This is a genomic window from Kitasatospora sp. NBC_00458 (genome assembly GCF_036013975.1).
In the GTDB taxonomy this organism is placed as follows: Bacteria; Actinomycetota; Actinomycetes; order Streptomycetales; family Streptomycetaceae; genus Kitasatospora.
The window spans coordinates 3,122,827-3,138,799 of record NZ_CP107904.1 but is presented as its reverse complement, the minus strand read 5'-3'; the positions used below and the strand labels follow the sequence as shown (position 1 = coordinate 3,138,799).

The 15,973-nt window shown below is 73.1% G+C and carries 12 protein-coding genes and 2 tRNA genes; 10 read left to right on the top strand and 4 right to left on the bottom strand.

Annotation, left to right across the window (positions count from 1 at the left end; translation table 11 throughout):
• Positions 1 to 58 precede the first annotated feature (58 nt).
• Complete coding sequence (locus OG550_RS12440) at positions 59 to 1,378, top strand: glycoside hydrolase family 18 protein (RefSeq protein WP_327676927.1); 1,320 nt, start codon at positions 59 to 61, stop codon at positions 1,376 to 1,378.
• 179 nt (positions 1,379 to 1,557) lie between these two features.
• Here the strand turns inward: OG550_RS12440 and pepN are convergent, their stop codons facing one another.
• Positions 1,558 to 4,122 carry an aminopeptidase N gene (gene pepN, locus OG550_RS12435; protein WP_327676925.1) on the bottom strand — a complete coding sequence of 855 codons (2,565 nt, stop codon included), beginning with the start codon at positions 4,120 to 4,122 and terminating at the stop codon, positions 1,558 to 1,560.
• Positions 4,123 to 4,354: 232 nt separating this feature from the next.
• On the opposite strand from pepN, the gene OG550_RS12430 reads away from it, so the two are divergent.
• A complete protein-coding gene (locus OG550_RS12430) occupies positions 4,355 to 4,987 on the top strand; it encodes a mycothiol-dependent nitroreductase Rv2466c family protein (RefSeq protein ID WP_327676923.1) in 633 nt (210 codons plus the stop codon).
• Between the two features lie 98 nt (positions 4,988 to 5,085).
• Here the strand turns inward: OG550_RS12430 and OG550_RS12425 are convergent, their stop codons facing one another.
• On the bottom strand, positions 5,086 to 6,495 hold the full coding sequence (locus OG550_RS12425; RefSeq protein ID WP_327683833.1) for an amino acid permease: 1,410 nt from the start codon (positions 6,493 to 6,495) through the stop codon (positions 5,086 to 5,088).
• A gap of 277 nt (positions 6,496 to 6,772) precedes the next feature.
• Between OG550_RS12425 and OG550_RS12420 the strand changes: the two genes are divergently transcribed.
• The 4 genes from OG550_RS12420 to OG550_RS12405 all read left to right on the top strand — a co-directional run bounded on the left by OG550_RS12420 (position 6,773) and on the right by OG550_RS12405 (position 10,346).
• Positions 6,773 to 7,381: a biotin transporter BioY gene (locus OG550_RS12420; protein WP_327676921.1), complete on the top strand. Its 609-nt coding sequence runs from the start codon at positions 6,773 to 6,775 to the stop codon at positions 7,379 to 7,381.
• 148 nt (positions 7,382 to 7,529) lie between these two features.
• A complete protein-coding gene (locus OG550_RS12415; protein WP_327676919.1) occupies positions 7,530 to 8,021 on the top strand; it encodes a ribose-5-phosphate isomerase in 492 nt (163 codons plus the stop codon).
• Between the two features lie 451 nt (positions 8,022 to 8,472).
• Positions 8,473 to 9,615: a PP2C family protein-serine/threonine phosphatase gene (locus OG550_RS12410; RefSeq protein WP_327676917.1), complete on the top strand. Its 1,143-nt coding sequence runs from the start codon at positions 8,473 to 8,475 to the stop codon at positions 9,613 to 9,615.
• Between the two features lie 536 nt (positions 9,616 to 10,151).
• A complete protein-coding gene (locus OG550_RS12405) occupies positions 10,152 to 10,346 on the top strand; it encodes a hypothetical protein (RefSeq protein ID WP_327676915.1) in 195 nt (64 codons plus the stop codon).
• Between the two features lie 118 nt (positions 10,347 to 10,464).
• Here OG550_RS12405 and OG550_RS12400 read toward each other — a convergent pair whose 3' ends face one another.
• Positions 10,465 to 11,265, bottom strand: a complete 801-nt coding sequence (locus OG550_RS12400; RefSeq protein WP_327676913.1) for a DUF6348 family protein — start codon at positions 11,263 to 11,265, stop codon at positions 10,465 to 10,467.
• 257 nt (positions 11,266 to 11,522) lie between these two features.
• On the opposite strand from OG550_RS12400, the gene OG550_RS12395 reads away from it, so the two are divergent.
• The gene (locus tag OG550_RS12395) at positions 11,523 to 12,077 is read left to right on the top strand and encodes a DUF6197 family protein (RefSeq protein ID WP_327676911.1); all 555 of its coding nucleotides are present in this window, start codon (positions 11,523 to 11,525) and stop codon (positions 12,075 to 12,077) included.
• Between the two features lie 87 nt (positions 12,078 to 12,164).
• Here OG550_RS12395 and OG550_RS12390 read toward each other — a convergent pair.
• Positions 12,165 to 12,238, bottom strand: a tRNA-Gly gene (locus OG550_RS12390).
• Between the two features lie 144 nt (positions 12,239 to 12,382).
• On the opposite strand from OG550_RS12390, the gene OG550_RS12385 reads away from it, so the two are divergent.
• The 3 genes from OG550_RS12385 to tig all read left to right on the top strand — a co-directional run bounded on the left by OG550_RS12385 (position 12,383) and on the right by tig (position 15,686).
• Positions 12,383 to 12,456, top strand: a tRNA-Pro gene (locus OG550_RS12385).
• A gap of 98 nt (positions 12,457 to 12,554) precedes the next feature.
• Complete coding sequence (locus tag OG550_RS12380) at positions 12,555 to 14,027, top strand: MDR family MFS transporter (protein ID WP_327676909.1); 1,473 nt, start codon at positions 12,555 to 12,557, stop codon at positions 14,025 to 14,027.
• A gap of 255 nt (positions 14,028 to 14,282) precedes the next feature.
• Positions 14,283 to 15,686 carry a trigger factor gene (gene tig, locus OG550_RS12375; RefSeq protein WP_327676907.1) on the top strand — a complete coding sequence of 468 codons (1,404 nt, stop codon included), beginning with the start codon at positions 14,283 to 14,285 and terminating at the stop codon, positions 15,684 to 15,686.
• Positions 15,687 to 15,973 lie beyond the last annotated feature (287 nt).

The window sequence follows — 15,973 nt, the reverse complement described above, 5'->3', positions numbered from 1 at the left end:
AAACCTCTATGCCAGCTGGTCCAGACCAATTGACGCTGTCTCAGAGAATAGGTCCGGTATGCCCACTCGCACCTCCGCCCTGCTCGCCGCCGCCACCGTCGCCGCGCTGCTCGCCGCACCAGCCACCGCCAACGCCGCCGGGGAGCGGCACGGTCCGGCCCTCAAGGGCCAGCGGGTCGGCTACTTCACCCAGTGGGGCGCCGACAGCTCGGCCAAGCGCGTGCAGGAGTCCGGCCAGGCCGGGAAGCTCACGGTCGTCAACTACGCCTTCGGCAACGTCTCCGCCGACGGCACCTGCTTCGAGAGCAACGACCCCGGCCAGGGGGACGCCTACAACGACTACCAGCGCGCCTTCTCCGCCGCCGACTCGGTGGACGGCGTCGCCGACGCGCCCGGCCAGGAGCTCAAGGGCCACTTCAACCAGCTGCGCAAGCTCAAGGCGAAGAACCCGCAGCTCAAGGCCGTGATCTCGCTGGGCGGCTGGAGCTGGTCCAAGTACTTCTCGGACGCGGCCGCCACCGACGAGGCGCGCCGGAAGTTCGTCTCCTCCTGCATCGACCTCTACCTCAAGGGCGACGTCCCGCGGCTCGCCGGCTCCCCGGAGGGCGGCCGGGGCGCGGCCGCGGGCGTCTTCGACGGCATCGACGTCGACTGGGAGTACCCGGGCGGCGGCGGCGACGCCGGCAACGTGGTCCGCCCCGAGGACGGCCGCAACTTCACCCTGCTGATGGCCGAGTTCCGCAGGCAGCTGGACGAGCTGGGCCGCGGGCACGGCAAGGGCCGGGACCGGCACTACCTGCTGACCGCCGCCGTCGCCGCCAACGAGACCGTCGCGGACCGGCTGGAGCTGCCGGAGCTCGCGAAGTCCGTCGACTGGCTCAACCTGATGACCTACGACCTGCACGGTCCGTGGGAGGGCAAGGGCCCGGCCAACCACCAGGCCAACCTCTACTCCGACCCGACCGACGCGGACGCGCGGCAGCGCAGCGCGGACAAGGCCGTCGACCACTACGCCCGGCGCGGCCTGCCCTCCCGGCAGACCGTCCTCGGCGCGCCGTTCTACGGCCACGGCTGGACCGGCGTGCCGGCCGGCAGCCGGCACGGCCTGTACCAGAAGGCCACCGGCACGGCGCCGGACCTCTCCTACAAGGAGATCAACGCACTGCCCGGCACCACCCACGTGGACCGTGACCACGGGGCGTCATGGCGGTACGACGGCTCCACCTTCTACAGCTACGACTCGGCGGAGGTGCTCACCGCGAAGGCCCGGTACGCGCGGTGGAACGACCTGGCCGGGGTGATGGTCTGGTCGCTGGACGGCGACGACGCGAAGGGCAGTGCGATCGCCGCCCTGGACCGCGGCCTGCGCGGCAACTGACGCCCGGCGCCCGTCCGGGGCACGGAGCCGGAGCCGGGGCACGGAGCCGGTGCCCGGGCGCCGGTGCCCCCGGCCGCCGACCGGCCGGGCGGCCGTGAGCCCCGGCCGGAGGAGCAGGACGGGCCGGGCCCGCCACGACGTGTGCCGTGGCGGGCCCGGCCCGTTCGCCGTCGCGGCCGTCAGGCCCGGTCGCAGGCCTGCGCCCGCAGCGCCCGGGCCAGGTCGTCCCGGCGCTCCAGCACCAGCCGGCGCAGCGCGGGCGCCGCGTCCGGGTGCCCGGCCAGCCAGCCGTCCGCCTCGGCCAGCGTCGCCTCGCTCACCTGGGCCTGCGGGAAGAAGCCGCCGACGATCCGCATCGCGATCTCGATGGTGCGGTCGGCCCAGATCCGCTCCAGCAGCTTGAAGTAGGGAGCGGCGTAGAGCGCGGTGAGGTCGCGGTGCCCGGGCGCCCCGAAGCCGGCGATGTTGGCCTCGACCAGGGCGTTGGGCAGCTCGTCCGAGTCGATCACGGCGGACCAGGCGGCGGCCTTGGCCTCCGGGGTGGGCCGTGCGGCCAGGCAGTGGGTGTGCTGGCGCCGGCCGCTGGCGGTGTTGTCGGCGGCGAGCTCCTCGGCGAGCTCCTCGTCGGTGGCCTGGCCGGCCGCGGCGAGCGCGAGCCAGAGCGCCCAGCGCAGTTCCTGGTCGACCTCCAGCCCGTCGATCCGGGCGGTGCCGGCCAGCAGGCCGCGGACCAGGCCGAGGTGCTCGGAGCCGTTGGCGGTCTGGGCCAGGAACCGGGCCCAGGCCAGCTGGTGGTCGCTGCCGGGCACGGCGGCGCGCAGTTCGCGCAGTGCGCCGTCGGCGAGCAGCCGGCCGCCCTCGCCGCGCCAGGCCGGGTCGGCGTACAGGTCGACGGCGCCCTTGGCCTGGGTGTGCAGCGACTGCAGGACGCCGATGTTGGCCTCCTGCCCGGCGAACCGCAGCACGAGCGCGATGTAGTCGCGGGCCGGCATCAGCGCGTCGCGGGTGAGGTTCCAGACCGCGGACCAGCCGAGCGCGCGGGCCAGGTCGTCCTTGACGTCGCCGAGGCCGGCGCGCAGCGTCTCCAGCGACTCCGGGTCGAAGCGGATCTTGCAGTAGGTGAGGTCGTCGTCGTTGAGCAGGACGAGCGCGGGCCGGGCCAGGCCGGCGGCCTCGGCGACGACGGTGCGGGCCTCGGTGACGTCGAGCTCGATCCGCCGGGTGCGGACGAGGGCGCCGTCGGCGTCCCGGTCGTAGAGGCCGACCGCGATCCGGTGCGGACGGAGCACCGCGCCGTCCTGGTGGATGGCGAGTTCGGTGATCCGGCCCTCGGCGTCGACGGTGACCTCGGGGGTGAGCGCGTTCACGCCGGCGGTCTGCAGCCAGGTGGCGGCCCAGGACTTGAGGTCGCGGCCGCTGGTCTCCTCCAGGATGTCCAGCAGGTCGGCGAGTTCGGTGTTGCCGAAGGCGTGCCGCTGGAAGTAGCGGCGGGCGCCCTCGAAGAACGCCTCCGAACCGGCGTAGGCCACCAGCTGCTTGAGCACCGCGGCGCCCTTGGCGTAGGTGATGCCGTCGAAGTTGAGCTTGGCGTCCTCAAGGTCGCGGATGTCCGCGGTGATCGGGTGGGTGGTGGGGAACTGGTCCTGCCGGTAGGCCCAGGCCTTGCGCTGGTTGGCGAAGGTGACCCAGGCGGAGGAGTAGCGGGTGCGGGCGCCGACCAGGCCGTAGGAGCCCATGAAGTCCGCGAAGGACTCCTTCAGCCACAGGTCGTCCCACCAGCGCATGGTGACCAGGTCGCCGAACCACATGTGGGCCATCTCGTGCAGGATCACGTTGGCCCGGCCCTCGTAGGCGGCGTCGGTGACCCGCGACCGGAAGACGAACTCCTCGCGGAAGGTGACGCAGCCGGGGTTCTCCATCGCGCCGATGTTGTACTCGGGGACGAAGGCCTGGTCGTACTTGCCGAAGGGGTACGGGTAGCCGAACTGCTCGTGGAAGAAGTCGAGGCCGAGCTTGGTGACGCCGAGGATCTCGTCGGCGTCGAAGTAGGGGGCGAGCGAGCGGCGGCACATCGCGGAGAGCGGGATCTCCAGCACGGTGCCGTCGGGGAGGGTGCGGCTGTAGTGGTCGCGGGCGACGTGGTACGGGCCGGCGACCACGGCGGTGAGGTAGGTGGAGATCGGCTTGGTCGGCGCGAACTCCCAGGTGCGCGCGGCACCTTCCGCGGTGACCGTCTCGTGGGGCGCGTTGGACCAGACGTTCCAGGCGGCCGGCGCGGTGACGGTGAAGGTGAACGGCGCCTTCAGGTCGGGCTGTTCGAAGGTGGCGAAGACCCGGCGGGCGTCGGCCGGCTCGTAGTGGGTGTACAGGTAGGTCTCGCCGTCGACCGGGTCGGTGAACCGGTGCAGGCCCTCGCCGGTGCGGCTGTAGGCGCAGTCCGCCTCGACGGTGAGGACGTTCTCCGCGGCGAGTCCGTCGACGTGCACCCGGGCGCCGTCGAAGGCGGTGGCGGGGTCGAGGTCGCGGCCGTTGAGGGTGACGGCGCGGACGCCCGCGGCGAGCAGGTCGAGGAAGGTCGACGCACCCGGCTCGGCGCAGCGGAAGGCGAGGGTGGTGGTGGACCTGAAGGTCGCGGCCGCGGGGTCGGTGGCCGAGGTCACGTCCAGCCGGACCCGGTAGTCGTCCACGCTCAGGATGCTGGCCCGCTGCTGGGCTTCGTCGCGGCTCAGGTTCTTGCCCGGCACGGCGGTACTCCTTTGTCCGGCTCGCACGGTGGTGCGGTCTTCGGCGGTGCGGTTGGTGCGGCGCGCTGTGGTGCTGCGGGGGCATCCTTTCACGCCCCCCGCGCCGGTACCATTGCACAACTCGGGGCGGCGGCCCGGAATCAGCGGTGGCGGGCGGGTGTTGGCGCAGGGTGGGATGCCCCGTACGGGCCCGTACCACCCACTTCCGGATCTCTCTCGAAGGACGACAGCCGTGACGACTGCCGCTGAGCGCAAGACCGCCGACTTCTGGTTCGACCCGGCCTGTCCGTGGGCCTGGATGACGTCCCGCTGGCTGATCGAGGTGCAGCAGCTCCGCCCGGTGGACGTGAACTGGCACGTCATGAGCCTCTCCGTGCTGAACGAGAACCGCGACCTGCCGCAGCAGTACCGGGAGCTGCTGGACAACGCCTGGGGCGCGGTGCGGGTCTGCATCGCGGCCGCGCAGCAGCACGGGGACGAGGTGCTGGGCCGGCTCTACACCGAGCTGGGCACCCGCTTCCACAACCAGGGGCTGCCGCAGAACCGGGAGACCATAGAGGCGGCGCTGGTCGCGGCCGGCCTGCCGGCCGGGCTGGCGGACGCGGCGGCCTCCGACGCGTACGACGAGGCCCTGCGGGCCTCGCACAAGGAGGGCATCACCCTGGTCGGCGAGGACGTCGGCACCCCGGTGATCGCGGTCGAGGGCGCGGACGGCGAGCGGGTGGCCTTCTTCGGCCCGGTGGTCACCCCGATCCCGCGCGGTGAGGCGGCGGCCCGGCTCTGGGACGGCACCCTGCTGGTCGCCGGTACGCCGGGCTTCTACGAGATCAAGCGGTCCCGCACCGCGAGCCCGTCCTTCGAGTAGGCCCCGGGCGTCCCGGGCGGCGCACGACGGAGGGCCCGGTACCGCTCGCGGCGGTACCGGGCCCTCCGTCGTGTCCGGCCGTCCGGACGTCCCGCCGGTCAGCCGCGGGCGGCGTCCCGGCGCTGCTTGACCAGGCCGGCGGCGCTGAGCAGCGCGACCAGCACGCCGGCCGCGTACAGCTGCTGCCGGTTGCCCTCGGTGGTGGTCATCAGGGCGAGGATGCCGACCACGGCGGCCATGGCGACCCAGGTCAGGTACGGGAAGCCCCACATCTTCACGGTGAGCAGCTCGGGGGCCTCGCGCTCCAGCCGGCGGCGCATCCGCAGCTGCACGAGGCAGATGAAGAGCCAGACCACCAGGATGGCGACGCCGGTGGTGTTCATCAGCCAGGTGAAGACGGTGTCGGGCCAGAACTTGGAGGCCAGCACCGCCGCGAAGCCGAACAGGCAGGAGGCGATCACGGCCAGCCGCGGCACCCCGCCGCTGACCTTGGCCAGCGCCTTGGGGCCCTGGCCGCGGGAGACCAGCGAGTAGGCCATCCGGGAGGAGCCGTAGATGTTGGCGTTCATCGCGGAGAGCAGCGCGATCAGCACCACGATCTCCATGATCGTCCCGGCGCCGGGCACCCGCAGGTGCTGCAGCACGGTGACGTACGGGCCGTTCTCGACGACCGACGGGTCCTTCCAGGAGACCAGGGTGACGATCAGCGCCATCGAGCCGATGTAGAAGATCGCGATCCGCCAGACCGCGGTGCGCACCGCGTTGGCGACGTTCTTCCTGGGGTCCTCGGACTCGGCGGCCGCGATGGTCACGGTCTCCAGCCCGCCGTAGGCGAAGACGGAGGCGAGCAGGCCGACGATCAGTCCGCTGGTCCCGTTGGGCAGGAAGCCGCCCTGGCCGGTGAGGTTCGCGGCGCCGGGGGCGCCGGGGCCGAGCACGCCGGCGACGCCGAGCCCGCCGAGTACCAGGAACGCGACGATCGCGGCGACCTTGACGGCGGCGAACCAGAACTCGAACTCGCCGAAGTTCTTGACCGCGGTGAGGTTGCTGGCGCAGAAGAAGACCATGAACAGCGCGACCCAGACCCAGGAGGACACCCCCGGGATCCAGCCGTTCACGATGTGCCCGGCGGCGGTGGCCTCGGCGGCGACGCCGCAGCAGAGCATCACCCAGTACATCCAGCCGGCCGTGATCCCGGCCCAGGGGCCGATCTCCTTCTCGGCGTGCACCGAGAAGGAGCCGGAGGCGGGGCGGGCCGCCGACATCTCGCCGAGCATCCGCATGATCAGCATGACCAGCAGGCCGGAGAGCACGAAGGCCAGGATGATCGCCGGGCCGGCCGCCGCGATGCCCGCGCCGGAGCCCACGAAGAGGCCGGCGCCGATGACCCCGCCGAGCGCGATCATCGAGAGGTGGCGCTGCTTGAGCCCGTGGGAGAGCTGCTGGCCACCGGACGGGGAGGCGGGGGTGGCGGTCCCGGGCGCCGGGGGCGCGGAGGTACGGGCCATGAGGGTGGGATCCAGACTGTTCGACATGCGGTGCGAGTTGCCCAATATCCGGTGACAAGGCTGTCCATGCCAAGGATGCCCCGATCCGGACCAGTATGCGGACCGGAACGTCACGCGGACCGCCCGGGCCGGTCACGTTCCGTCGCGACGGGATGCCGGACCCGACAAGGCGGGAGGTCGGGGCTTTGTCCGGATCACTGACGGTGTTCGGCGTGATCGACGCGTAGGTTCACAGGTGTTCACTCACCTGAACGGACGACCCGAGGAGAAGACCCCGATGGCCACCGCCAGCACCCCGACCGCCCCGACCCCGTACCGCGCCGTCCTCGCCGACCTGCTGCCCGCCGCCGGCACCCGGCTCGGCACCCAGGCCCGCGACCTGGCCCTGGTCGCCGGCGGCGCCGCGCTCACCGGGCTGGCCGCCCAGCTGTCGGTGAACGTCCACGGCTCCCCGGTGCCGGTCACCGGCCAGACCTTCGCGGCCCTGCTGGTCGGCACCGCGCTCGGCGCCCGCCGCGGCATCGCCTCGCTCGCGCTCTACCTGCTGGCCGGCATGGCGGGCCTGCCGTGGTTCGCCCAGAGCACCTCCGGCTGGTCGATCCCCTCGCTCGGCTACCCGATCGGCTTCGTGCTGGCCGCCGGCCTGGTCGGCGCGCTGGCCCGCCGCGGCGCCGACCGGTCCCCGGTGCGCACCGCCGCCGCGATGGTCCTCGGCAGCCTCGCGATCTACGCCGTCGGCGTCCCGTACCTGGCCTTCGCGCTGGACGTGTCGCTGGGCCGCGCCGCCGAGCTCGGCCTCTACCCCTACCTGGTCGGCGACGCGCTGAAGGCCGCTCTCGCGGCCGGGGCCCTCCCGCTCGCCTGGAAGCTGCTCGGCCGCCGCTGAGGCGCTCCCCGCGTACTGCCGGGACGCGCCCCCGCGCACTGCCGGGAGGCGCTCCCGGAGCCGCGTCCCACGACCGACCTGCCGGTTCCGTCCGGCTCGTCCGGCCCCCTGCGGAGCCCGGGTCCGCGCGCATGCCACACTCATGGTCATGCGCGTGTACCTGGGCTCCGACCATGCCGGATACGAACTCAAGAACCACCTCGTGGAGTGGCTGAAGGAGGCCGGCCACGAGCCGGTCGACTGCGGACCGCACATCTACGACGCCCTCGACGACTACCCGCCGTTCTGCCTGCGCGCCGCCGAGCGCACGGCCTCGGACGGCGAGTCGCTGGGCATCGTGATCGGCGGCTCGGGCAACGGCGAGGCGATCGCCGCCAACAAGGTCAAGGGCGTCCGTGCGGCGCTGGCCTGGAGCGAGCAGACCGCCGCGCTCGGCCGCGAGCACAACAACGCCAACGTGATCTCCATCGGCGGCCGGATGCACACCGAGGAGGAGGCCACCAAGTTCGTCGAGATCTTCCTCAACACCCCGTACAGCGGCGACGAGCGGCACACCCGCCGGATCGACATGCTGAGCGTCTACGAGACCACCGGTGAGCTCCCGCCGATCCCGGCCCACCACCCGCAGCAGGAGGGCTGACCCTCCCGTCCGTCCCCTCCCACCACCCTCCCGGCGACCGGCCGCGCCCCGCAGGCGCGGGCGGTCGCCGCGTTGCCGGGCCCGGCTTCCCGCGGCCGGTGCCGGTCGCGGTGCCGCCCGGGTCGCGCTCCGCTGTGTGATCGGCCACAGCGCGCACCCCGGCGCGCGGCGTGCCGAGTGGCCCGCACGCGGGGCGCGTGCGCCGCGCGGGCGGTTCGTACGCCCAACCGGCGCACGCCTCCTGACGCACCGGCCGCCGCCCCCCGCAATCGGCCGAAACCCGCTGACGCGCCCGCGCCTCGGCGCAGCCGCTCACGTCCGGGCCGTCGACGCCGACCGGGGGCGCTGGATATGGTCGGTCCCCATGGCTGGCAGACCGCCGGGCTCACCGCCCCAGACGACTGCGACGAGGCCCGGCGCCGCTCCGGCGTCCGACCCCGTGACGGCCCGGTTGCGCAAGAGGCTCCGCCGGGTCCGCCGAAGGCTGCGCACTGCCGGGGTCGACTACTTCCGCGGCGGCGCCGCCGACTGGCCGGTGCTCTGCGCGCTCGCCCTGCTGGTGCCGCTGCTGATCATGCTCAACATCTGGTGGCCCGCCTGGGCCCCGCCCACCGCCCTGGTCCTGCCGATCCTGGCCGCCGCCCTGCTGCTGCGCCCCGGCTCCCTGGTGGTGCTGTACGCGCTGGCCGCGCTCGGCCTCTCCGCCGAGTCGGTGATCCACACCGGGCAGCGGGTGGCCAGCGACCACCCCGAGTCCTACACCTACGGCGTCACCCCCGGCGCCGCCCTGGTGGTCGGCGCGGCGGGGGTCGGCGGCCTGCTGCTGGCCCAGTTCCGCAGCCGGGTCGGGGTGCCCTGGTGGGGCGGCTCGACCATGCTCTTCGACCTCCGCGAGCGGCTGCGCGTCCAGAGCCGGGTGCCCGGGCTGCCGGCCGGCTGGCACGCCGACATGGCGCTGCGCCCGGCCGGCGGGCAGTCCTTCTCCGGCGACTTCGTGGTCGCCGACCGGACCGGGCCGGGCCGGCGGGTCCTGGAGGTCGTCCTCGCGGACGTCTCCGGCAAGGGCATGGACGCCGGTTCGCGGGCGCTGCTGCTCTCCGGGGCCTTCGGCGGGCTGCTCGGCTCGCTGCCCGCGCACGACTTCCTGCCCGCCGCCAACGGCTACCTGCTCCGGCAGTCCTGGGAGGAGGGCTTCGCCACCGCCGTCCACCTCGTGCTGGACCTGGACACCGGTGAGTACGAACTGCTCTCGGCCGGCCACCTGCCCGGCATGCAGCGGCTGGCCGGGGCCGGTCGCTGGGAGCTCAAGGAGGCCACCGACGGCCCGGCGCTCGGCATCTACGACGGCGCGAAGTTCGAGGGCGTGCGCGGCCGGCTGAACCGCGGCGACGTCCTGCTGCTCTGCACCGACGGCATGGTCGAGGCGCCCGGTCGGGACCTCTCCGAGGGCATGGACCGGCTGATGGGCGAGGCGGACCGGCTGGTGCCGGGCAGCGGCCCGGGCGCCGGCGGCGGCGCGGCCTCCCGGCTGATCGAGACGGTCGCCCGGGACATCAACGACGACCGCGCGGTGCTGCTGCTCTGGCGCGACTGACGGCCCGTCGCCGGGCCGGGGCCGGTTCCGCGGGGCTCCGGGGCCGGTCCTGCGGGCGTGCCGCGCGGCGGCACATGCCAACGGCAGCTGCTGTCAAGCCTGGGAGCTGATCTTCGGCCAATTCCGGCGCCCCGGCGGCAGAGCGGACCAGTGGGTTCCGGTCCGACCCCCCGGACGTTTCCCGGCCGCTCAGCGGTGCCCCGCCGATGATTCGTCAGAACGTCTCGGCTATCGTCTCGGTCGGCGGAAACTCGTCTCGCATCGCAGGATATCGGCGTTCGACTGACAGTCAGACCTTTACGCAATCGGCACGGTCGACCACACTGAGTCCGGGCGGGACTGTTCAGGATTCGGGGGATGGGGGGCGTCACATGCGGCACGACGGGCACCGTGCGGTCGCACCGGGCTCCCCCTCCGGCCTCGACGTGCCGGGCGATCTGCCGTTCCGCCTCGGGACCGTCGGACAGGCCGGGGTCCGGCTTCGCAGGGGCTGTCAGCCGGTGGCACCCCGATACGAAACGAGGAAGTGAGTCCGGGTGGCACTCTCCGTCTCCGCGCTGGTCCTGTTCGGCATCATCTGCTTCATCTTCATCCGCAACAAGCAGCTGAAGACCGCACACTTCATCCTGGCCGCCCTGTTCGGCTTCATGCTCAACCAGAGCACGGCCGCCAAGCCGATCCAGGACTTCCTGGCACAGATCGCCAAGTCCATCTCCAACATCGCCAGCTGACCCGGGCCGGCCGGCCCCGGGCCGGTCGAGGGAGCCCGCCGACCGGAGCCCGCCGCCCGACGCGGGCCCGTCGGCACCGCACGGGCACGAGCCGGTGCGGGCGAGGAGCGGCCGTCCGTCAGCGGTCGGCCCGTCTCGCCTGTCGCCAGCGGGCGAACAGACCGCGCGGGCGCGCCGCCGCCACGGCCGCCGGCCGGGCCGCCACGACCTCGCCGGCAGCAGCCGGCGCGGCCGTCGGCACCGCCGTCTCCCGTGCCGTCAGCACCACGAACAGCCGCGCCCAGCAGAGTCGTTCGCCGCGCGGCCAGTCCAGCGCGCGCAGCGCCGCCGAGGCCGCCTCGGAGACCTCGCCGTCGACCCGGACCTCGGCGACGTCGTCCCCGGCCTTGCCGCCCAGGAACAGCTTGACCCCGTGCGGCCGCCGCCCGGCCGGCCCGCCCAGCGCGGGCAGCAGTGCGGGCGCCAGCGCCGGCAGCACCCGGTGCTCGGCCAGCCAGCCGGCCAGCCGCTCGTTGCCGAAGCCGAACACCGCCGCAGGCCCCTGGACGGCGTGCCAGCCGGGCAGCTCGGGGTGGTCGGCGTGGTCGGCGTGCTCGCCCCGGCCCTCGCGCAGCTCGACCAGTGCCGAGGCGGTGGTGGTCGCCCACATCCGCACCGCGCTGTCGAGCTTCTCCTCCTCGGTCTTGCCGAGGCCGGCGGTGCAGTCCCAGACCACCGGGGCGTCCGCCCGGCCGAGCTCCAGCACGTAGCCCAGGTCGACGTGGCCGGAGCCCTCGCCGCCCGGGTGCTCCCGGACGGCCACCGCGGTCGTCCCCGGGCCGCGCACCACCTCGCCGTCGACGGTGCACTCCTGCCCCAGGCGCCCCATCTCCCGGACCACGGATCGCTGTATGACGGCCAGTCGGTCCTGGGGGCGCACGGGGACTCCTTCCACTCTCGGGCTTCTCGGGCTTCTCGGGCTTCTCTGGTTCCGCTCGGCCTCCGGGCGTCGCGAACCGCCGTCGAACTGCTTTCGAACGCCGCCGAGGCTATCGGCCCGGAGGCTCCCCGGGAAACCGCGCCGCCCCGGCCCCCGGCCCGCGCACGCGCCGCCCGGCGCTGCGCTCCGGTCGCGGAGATGAACCTTTTGCACCATTTTGGGTAGCGGAAACCATCGGCTCCGCCGGGAGAACCCGCATGCCCCGCACCGAACTGACGCCTCCTCCGGCGCCCCTGCTCACCCTCGACCTGCTGACCGCGGACGGGTCCGGCCTGGTCGCCGAGGTCGAGGCGTACCTGGCCTCGCTGCCCGCCCCGGCGCGCACTCCGGTTCCGTACGCCTGCCCGCTCGGCTCGGTGCTCCGCCCCTGGTACGACGGCCACCGGGCGCCCCGGGCCACCCTGCTGGACCGGGCGCTCCGCCGGCCGGCCCGCCCCGCGCCGGTGACCGCCGCCGAGCACCTCGGGCTCGCCTCCCGCTACATCGCCGCCCACGGGTGGCTGCAGGGCGCGATGTGGGACGCGTCCGGCCGGGTCTGCCTGCTTGGCGCCCAGGCGGCCGTCCTCGCCCACGGGTTCGGCACGCCGGCCACCGTGCGCACCGCCCGGGTCCAGCTGATGGAGGTGCTGCACGCCACCGGACGCCCGGTGAACTCCCCGGACGAGTACAACGACCGCCCCGCCACCCGGCAGGCCGACGTCCACCGGCTGCTCGACCGGGCCGCCGCCCGGGCCGCCCGGCTGGGCCTCTGACCGGGCCCCTGACGCCGGGTCGGGCACGCCGTCGGGGAACGCGAACGGCCCCGGAGCGATGCAGGGCATCACTCCGGGGCCGGACCGTGGAGCGGGCGACGAGAATCGAACTCGCGTGACTAGTTTGGAAGACTAGGGCTCTACCATTGAGCTACGCCCGCGCGATCCCCCGGCCGTTGCAGGACGGAAGGTCGGGAACAGCGTACCTGGTCCGGTCGGCTGCGTGCACACCACATTCGTTTCCGGGCCTCGGAATATCTCGCCGAACCGGCAGGGCCCGGCGTGTACGCTTCCTCTCGGCACCACGGGGTGTGGCGCAGTTTGGTAGCGCGTCCGCTTTGGGAGCGGAAGGCCGTCGGTTCGAATCCGGTCACCCCGACAGTGCGCAGGGTCTCGCCCTCGGCGGGGCCCTGTTGTCGTTTCCGGGTCCGGTCCGGCATCGTGGGTGGTTGATTTTTCACCAATCCAGGAGTCCCGATGCGCAGCCCGACGCGGATGAACCCCAAGATCGCGGTCGGCGTCGTCTTCGTCGCCGCGCTGTTCATGTCGATCATGGACACCACGATCGTCAACGTGGCCCTGCCCGCGATCGGCCGCGAGTTCGGCACCGACCCGGCCGGGGTCGGCGTGATCAACGTCGGCTACCTGGTCAGCCTGGCCGTCTTCGTCCCGCTCTCCGGCTGGCTCGGCGACCGGTACGGCACCCGCCGGGTCTTCCTCCTCTCGCTGGCCCTGTTCACCCTCGCCTCGCTGCTCTGCGGCGCCGCCGACTCGATGACCTCGCTCACCCTCTACCGGATCCTCCAGGGCGCGGCCGGCGGCCTGCTCACCCCGGTCGGGATGACCATGCTCTTCCGGGCCTTCCCCCAGGAGGAGCGGATGCGCGCCACCCGGGTGCTGATGCTCCCCACTGCCGTCGCCCCGGCCGCCGGACCGGTGCTCGGCGGCTGGCTGGTGGACGGCTGGTCCTGGCACTGGGTCTTCATCGTCAACGTGCCGGTCGGCCTCGCCGCCCTCGTCTTCGGCCTCCTCTTCCTGCCCGACTACCGCGCCGAGCGGGCCGGCCGGTTCGACGCGGCCGGCTTCCTGCTCTCCGCCGTCGGCTTCGGCGCCACCATGTACGCCCTCTCGGAGGGCGCGTCGGAGGGCTGGGGGAGCGCGCGGATCCTCGTCTCGGCGCTCGGCGGCCTGGTCGCGCTCGTCGCCCTGGTCGCGGTCGAGCTGCGCCGCCCCGAGCCGATGCTCGACCTGAGGCTCTTCCGGGACCGGATATTCCGCACCACCAACCTGCTCTCGCTCTTCTCCGGCGCGGCCTTCCTCGGCATGCTCTACCTCTTCCCGCTGCTGATGCAGGACGCGCTCGGCATGGACGCCCTGCACAGCGGCCTGATGGTGTTCCCGGAGGCGCTCGGCGTGATGCTCGCCTCCCAGGTGGCGGGCCGTCTCTACCCGCGCTTCGGCCCGCGCCGGATCCTCACCGCCGGCGCCGCCGTGGTGGCCGGCTGCCTGGCGCTGATGGCCGCGATCGGGCCGGAGAGCAACCTCTGGGCCGTCCGGGCACTGCTCTTCGTCACCGGCTTCGCGATGGCGCACGTCTTCATGCCCTCGCAGACCGCCGCGTTCGCCACCGTCGCCCCGGCCGCCACCGGCGCCGCCTCGACCCTCTACAACGCCCAGCGCCAGCTGGGCTCGGCACTCGGCGTCGCCGTCCTCGGGACCGTCCTCACGGCCGTCGGACCGCTCGCCGCGGACGCCTCGGGTACGCCCGTGGCGAACCTCGCCGCCTACCGCGCGGCCTTCCTCACCGCCGCCGGGCTGGCCCTGCTCGCGGCCTTGATCGCCCTGCTGGTGCGGGACTCCGACGCCGCCGCGACCATGTCCCCGGCCCCCGCCCGGGGTGGCGCGGGGGAGCTTCCGGAGCCCGCCCCGGAGCCCGCCGGGACCGCCTGAACGACCCCCTGCGGTGCCGCCCTGGCGTCCGCCTTTCGTGGTACCGGTAGGATGGGGCGCTGGCGGTAGTCCCTGCGGCGTCCACCCAGGTCGACCGCACGAGGGCGAGGAGTCACGCTCACCGTCCACCCCCCACGGGAGATGCAGCTCCAATCGCCCATCGCCCGTCTCGCCCGACCCGCCCGCAACCGGCCCAGGCCGGCGGCCCGGGGAAGGCGGAGGCAACCCGACCGCAAGCCCATAGGAGACCCAACCGTGAAGAGCGCCGTCGAGACTCTGAACCCGACCCGGGTTCGACTCACCGTCGAGGTGCCCTTCGAGGAGCTCAAGCCCAGCCTCGACGCGGCGTACAAGAAGATCAACCAGCAGGTCTCGGTCCCGGGCTTCCGCAAGGGCAAGATCCCGAACCGTGTCATCGACCAGCGCTTCGGCCGTGGTGCCGTGCTGGAAGAGGCCGTCAACGACGCCCTGCCGCGCTTCTACACGCAGGCCGTCGACGAGGGCAAGATCGAGGTCCTCGGCCAGCCCGACATCACCAACATCGAGGGTGTCGAGAAGATCGCCGACGGCGGCGACCTCAAGTTCACCGCCGAGGTCGACGTCCGTCCCGAGATCACCCTGCCGGACTTCTCGACCATCGAGGTCACCGTCGACCCCATCGCGGTCTCCGACGAGGACATCGACAAGTCCCTGGAGCAGCTGCGCGAGCGCTTCTCCTCGGTCAAGGACGTCGAGCGCGCCGCGGCCGCCGGTGACACCGTGGTCGTCGACCTGGAGGCCAAGGTCGACGGCGAGGTGCCGGAGGACGGCACCGCCGCCGGCGTGAGCTACGAGATCGGCTCCGGCCGTCTGATCGACGGCATCGACGAGGCCGTCGTCGGCCTGGAGGCCGGTGGCACCGCCACCTTCTCCACCGAGCTCAAGGGCGGCACCCAGGCGGGCAAGACCTCCGAGGTCACCGTCACCGTCACCGCCGTCCAGGAGAAGGAGCTCCCCGAGCTGGACGACGAGTTCGCCCAGCTGGCCAGCGAGTTCGACACCCTGGAGGACCTGCGCGCCGACTCCCGCAAGCGCCTTGAGCGCATGAAGGAGTACGACCAGGCCACCCAGGCCCAGGAGAAGGTGCTGGACGCGCTGCTCGGCCTGGTCGAGATCGAGTTCCCGGAGAAGCTCCTCAAGGACGAGATCGAGACCCGCAAGCACAACCTGGAGCACCACCAGCTGGAGCCGATGGGCCTCGACCTCGCGACCTACCTGGAGACCCAGGGCAAGTCGGAGGAGGAGTACCTCGGTGAGCTGGAGGAGCAGGCGAAGAAGGGCATCAAGACCCAGTTCGTCCTGGACCAGATCGTCGCCGACGAGGAGCTCAACGTCTCCCAGGAGGAGCTCACCGAGCACCTCATCCGCCGTGCCGCCGGTTCGGGCCTGACCCCGGACCAGTTCGCCCAGCAGGTCGTCCAGGGCGGCCAGGTGCCGCTGCTGGTCGGCGAGGTCGCCCGCGGCAAGGCGCTGGCCACCGTGGTCGAGGCCGCCAAGGTCGTCGACACCGAGGGCAACGAGGTGAACTTCGACGACGACGAGGCCGACGAGTCGGCCGAGACCGTCGAGGCTGCCCCGGCCGTCGAGGCCGTCGAGGCCGAGGAGAAGACCGAGGCCTGACCTCCCCGGTCGCCCTGAGGCGCGACAGCGGGCCCGGACGCCGTACGGTGTCCGGGCCCGCCGTGTTCCCGGCCGCGTTCCGGCCCCGCGGGCCCGCCGGGCGTGAACCCTGCGCTCACAGCGAACAGTTCTGCGTGAGGGATTCTGCGGCCCGGCCTGCGCGTTAGGGTCCATGGACAGCAACAATCACGACGTGATACCCGGAAGCTGTGCGACACCGTGACGGTCGCGGAGCGACCGTCCAAATCGACTGAGCAGGTGGCTAAGTGACGTACCCGCAGATGCAG

Coding starts and splice junctions, on each gene's coding strand:
- OG550_RS12440 (WP_327676927.1), top strand. CDS start 59: ATGCCCACTCGCACCTCCGCCCTGCTCGCCGCCGCCACCGTCGCCGCG.
- OG550_RS12395 (WP_327676911.1), top strand. CDS start 11,523: ATGCCCCGCACCGAACTGACGCCTCCTCCGGCGCCCCTGCTCACCCTC.
- OG550_RS12420 (WP_327676921.1), top strand. CDS start 6,773: ATGGCCACCGCCAGCACCCCGACCGCCCCGACCCCGTACCGCGCCGTC.
- OG550_RS12425 (WP_327683833.1), bottom strand. CDS start 6,495: ATGGCCCGTACCTCCGCGCCCCCGGCGCCCGGGACCGCCACCCCCGCC.
- OG550_RS12380 (WP_327676909.1), top strand. CDS start 12,555: ATGCGCAGCCCGACGCGGATGAACCCCAAGATCGCGGTCGGCGTCGTC.
- OG550_RS12415 (WP_327676919.1), top strand. CDS start 7,530: ATGCGCGTGTACCTGGGCTCCGACCATGCCGGATACGAACTCAAGAAC.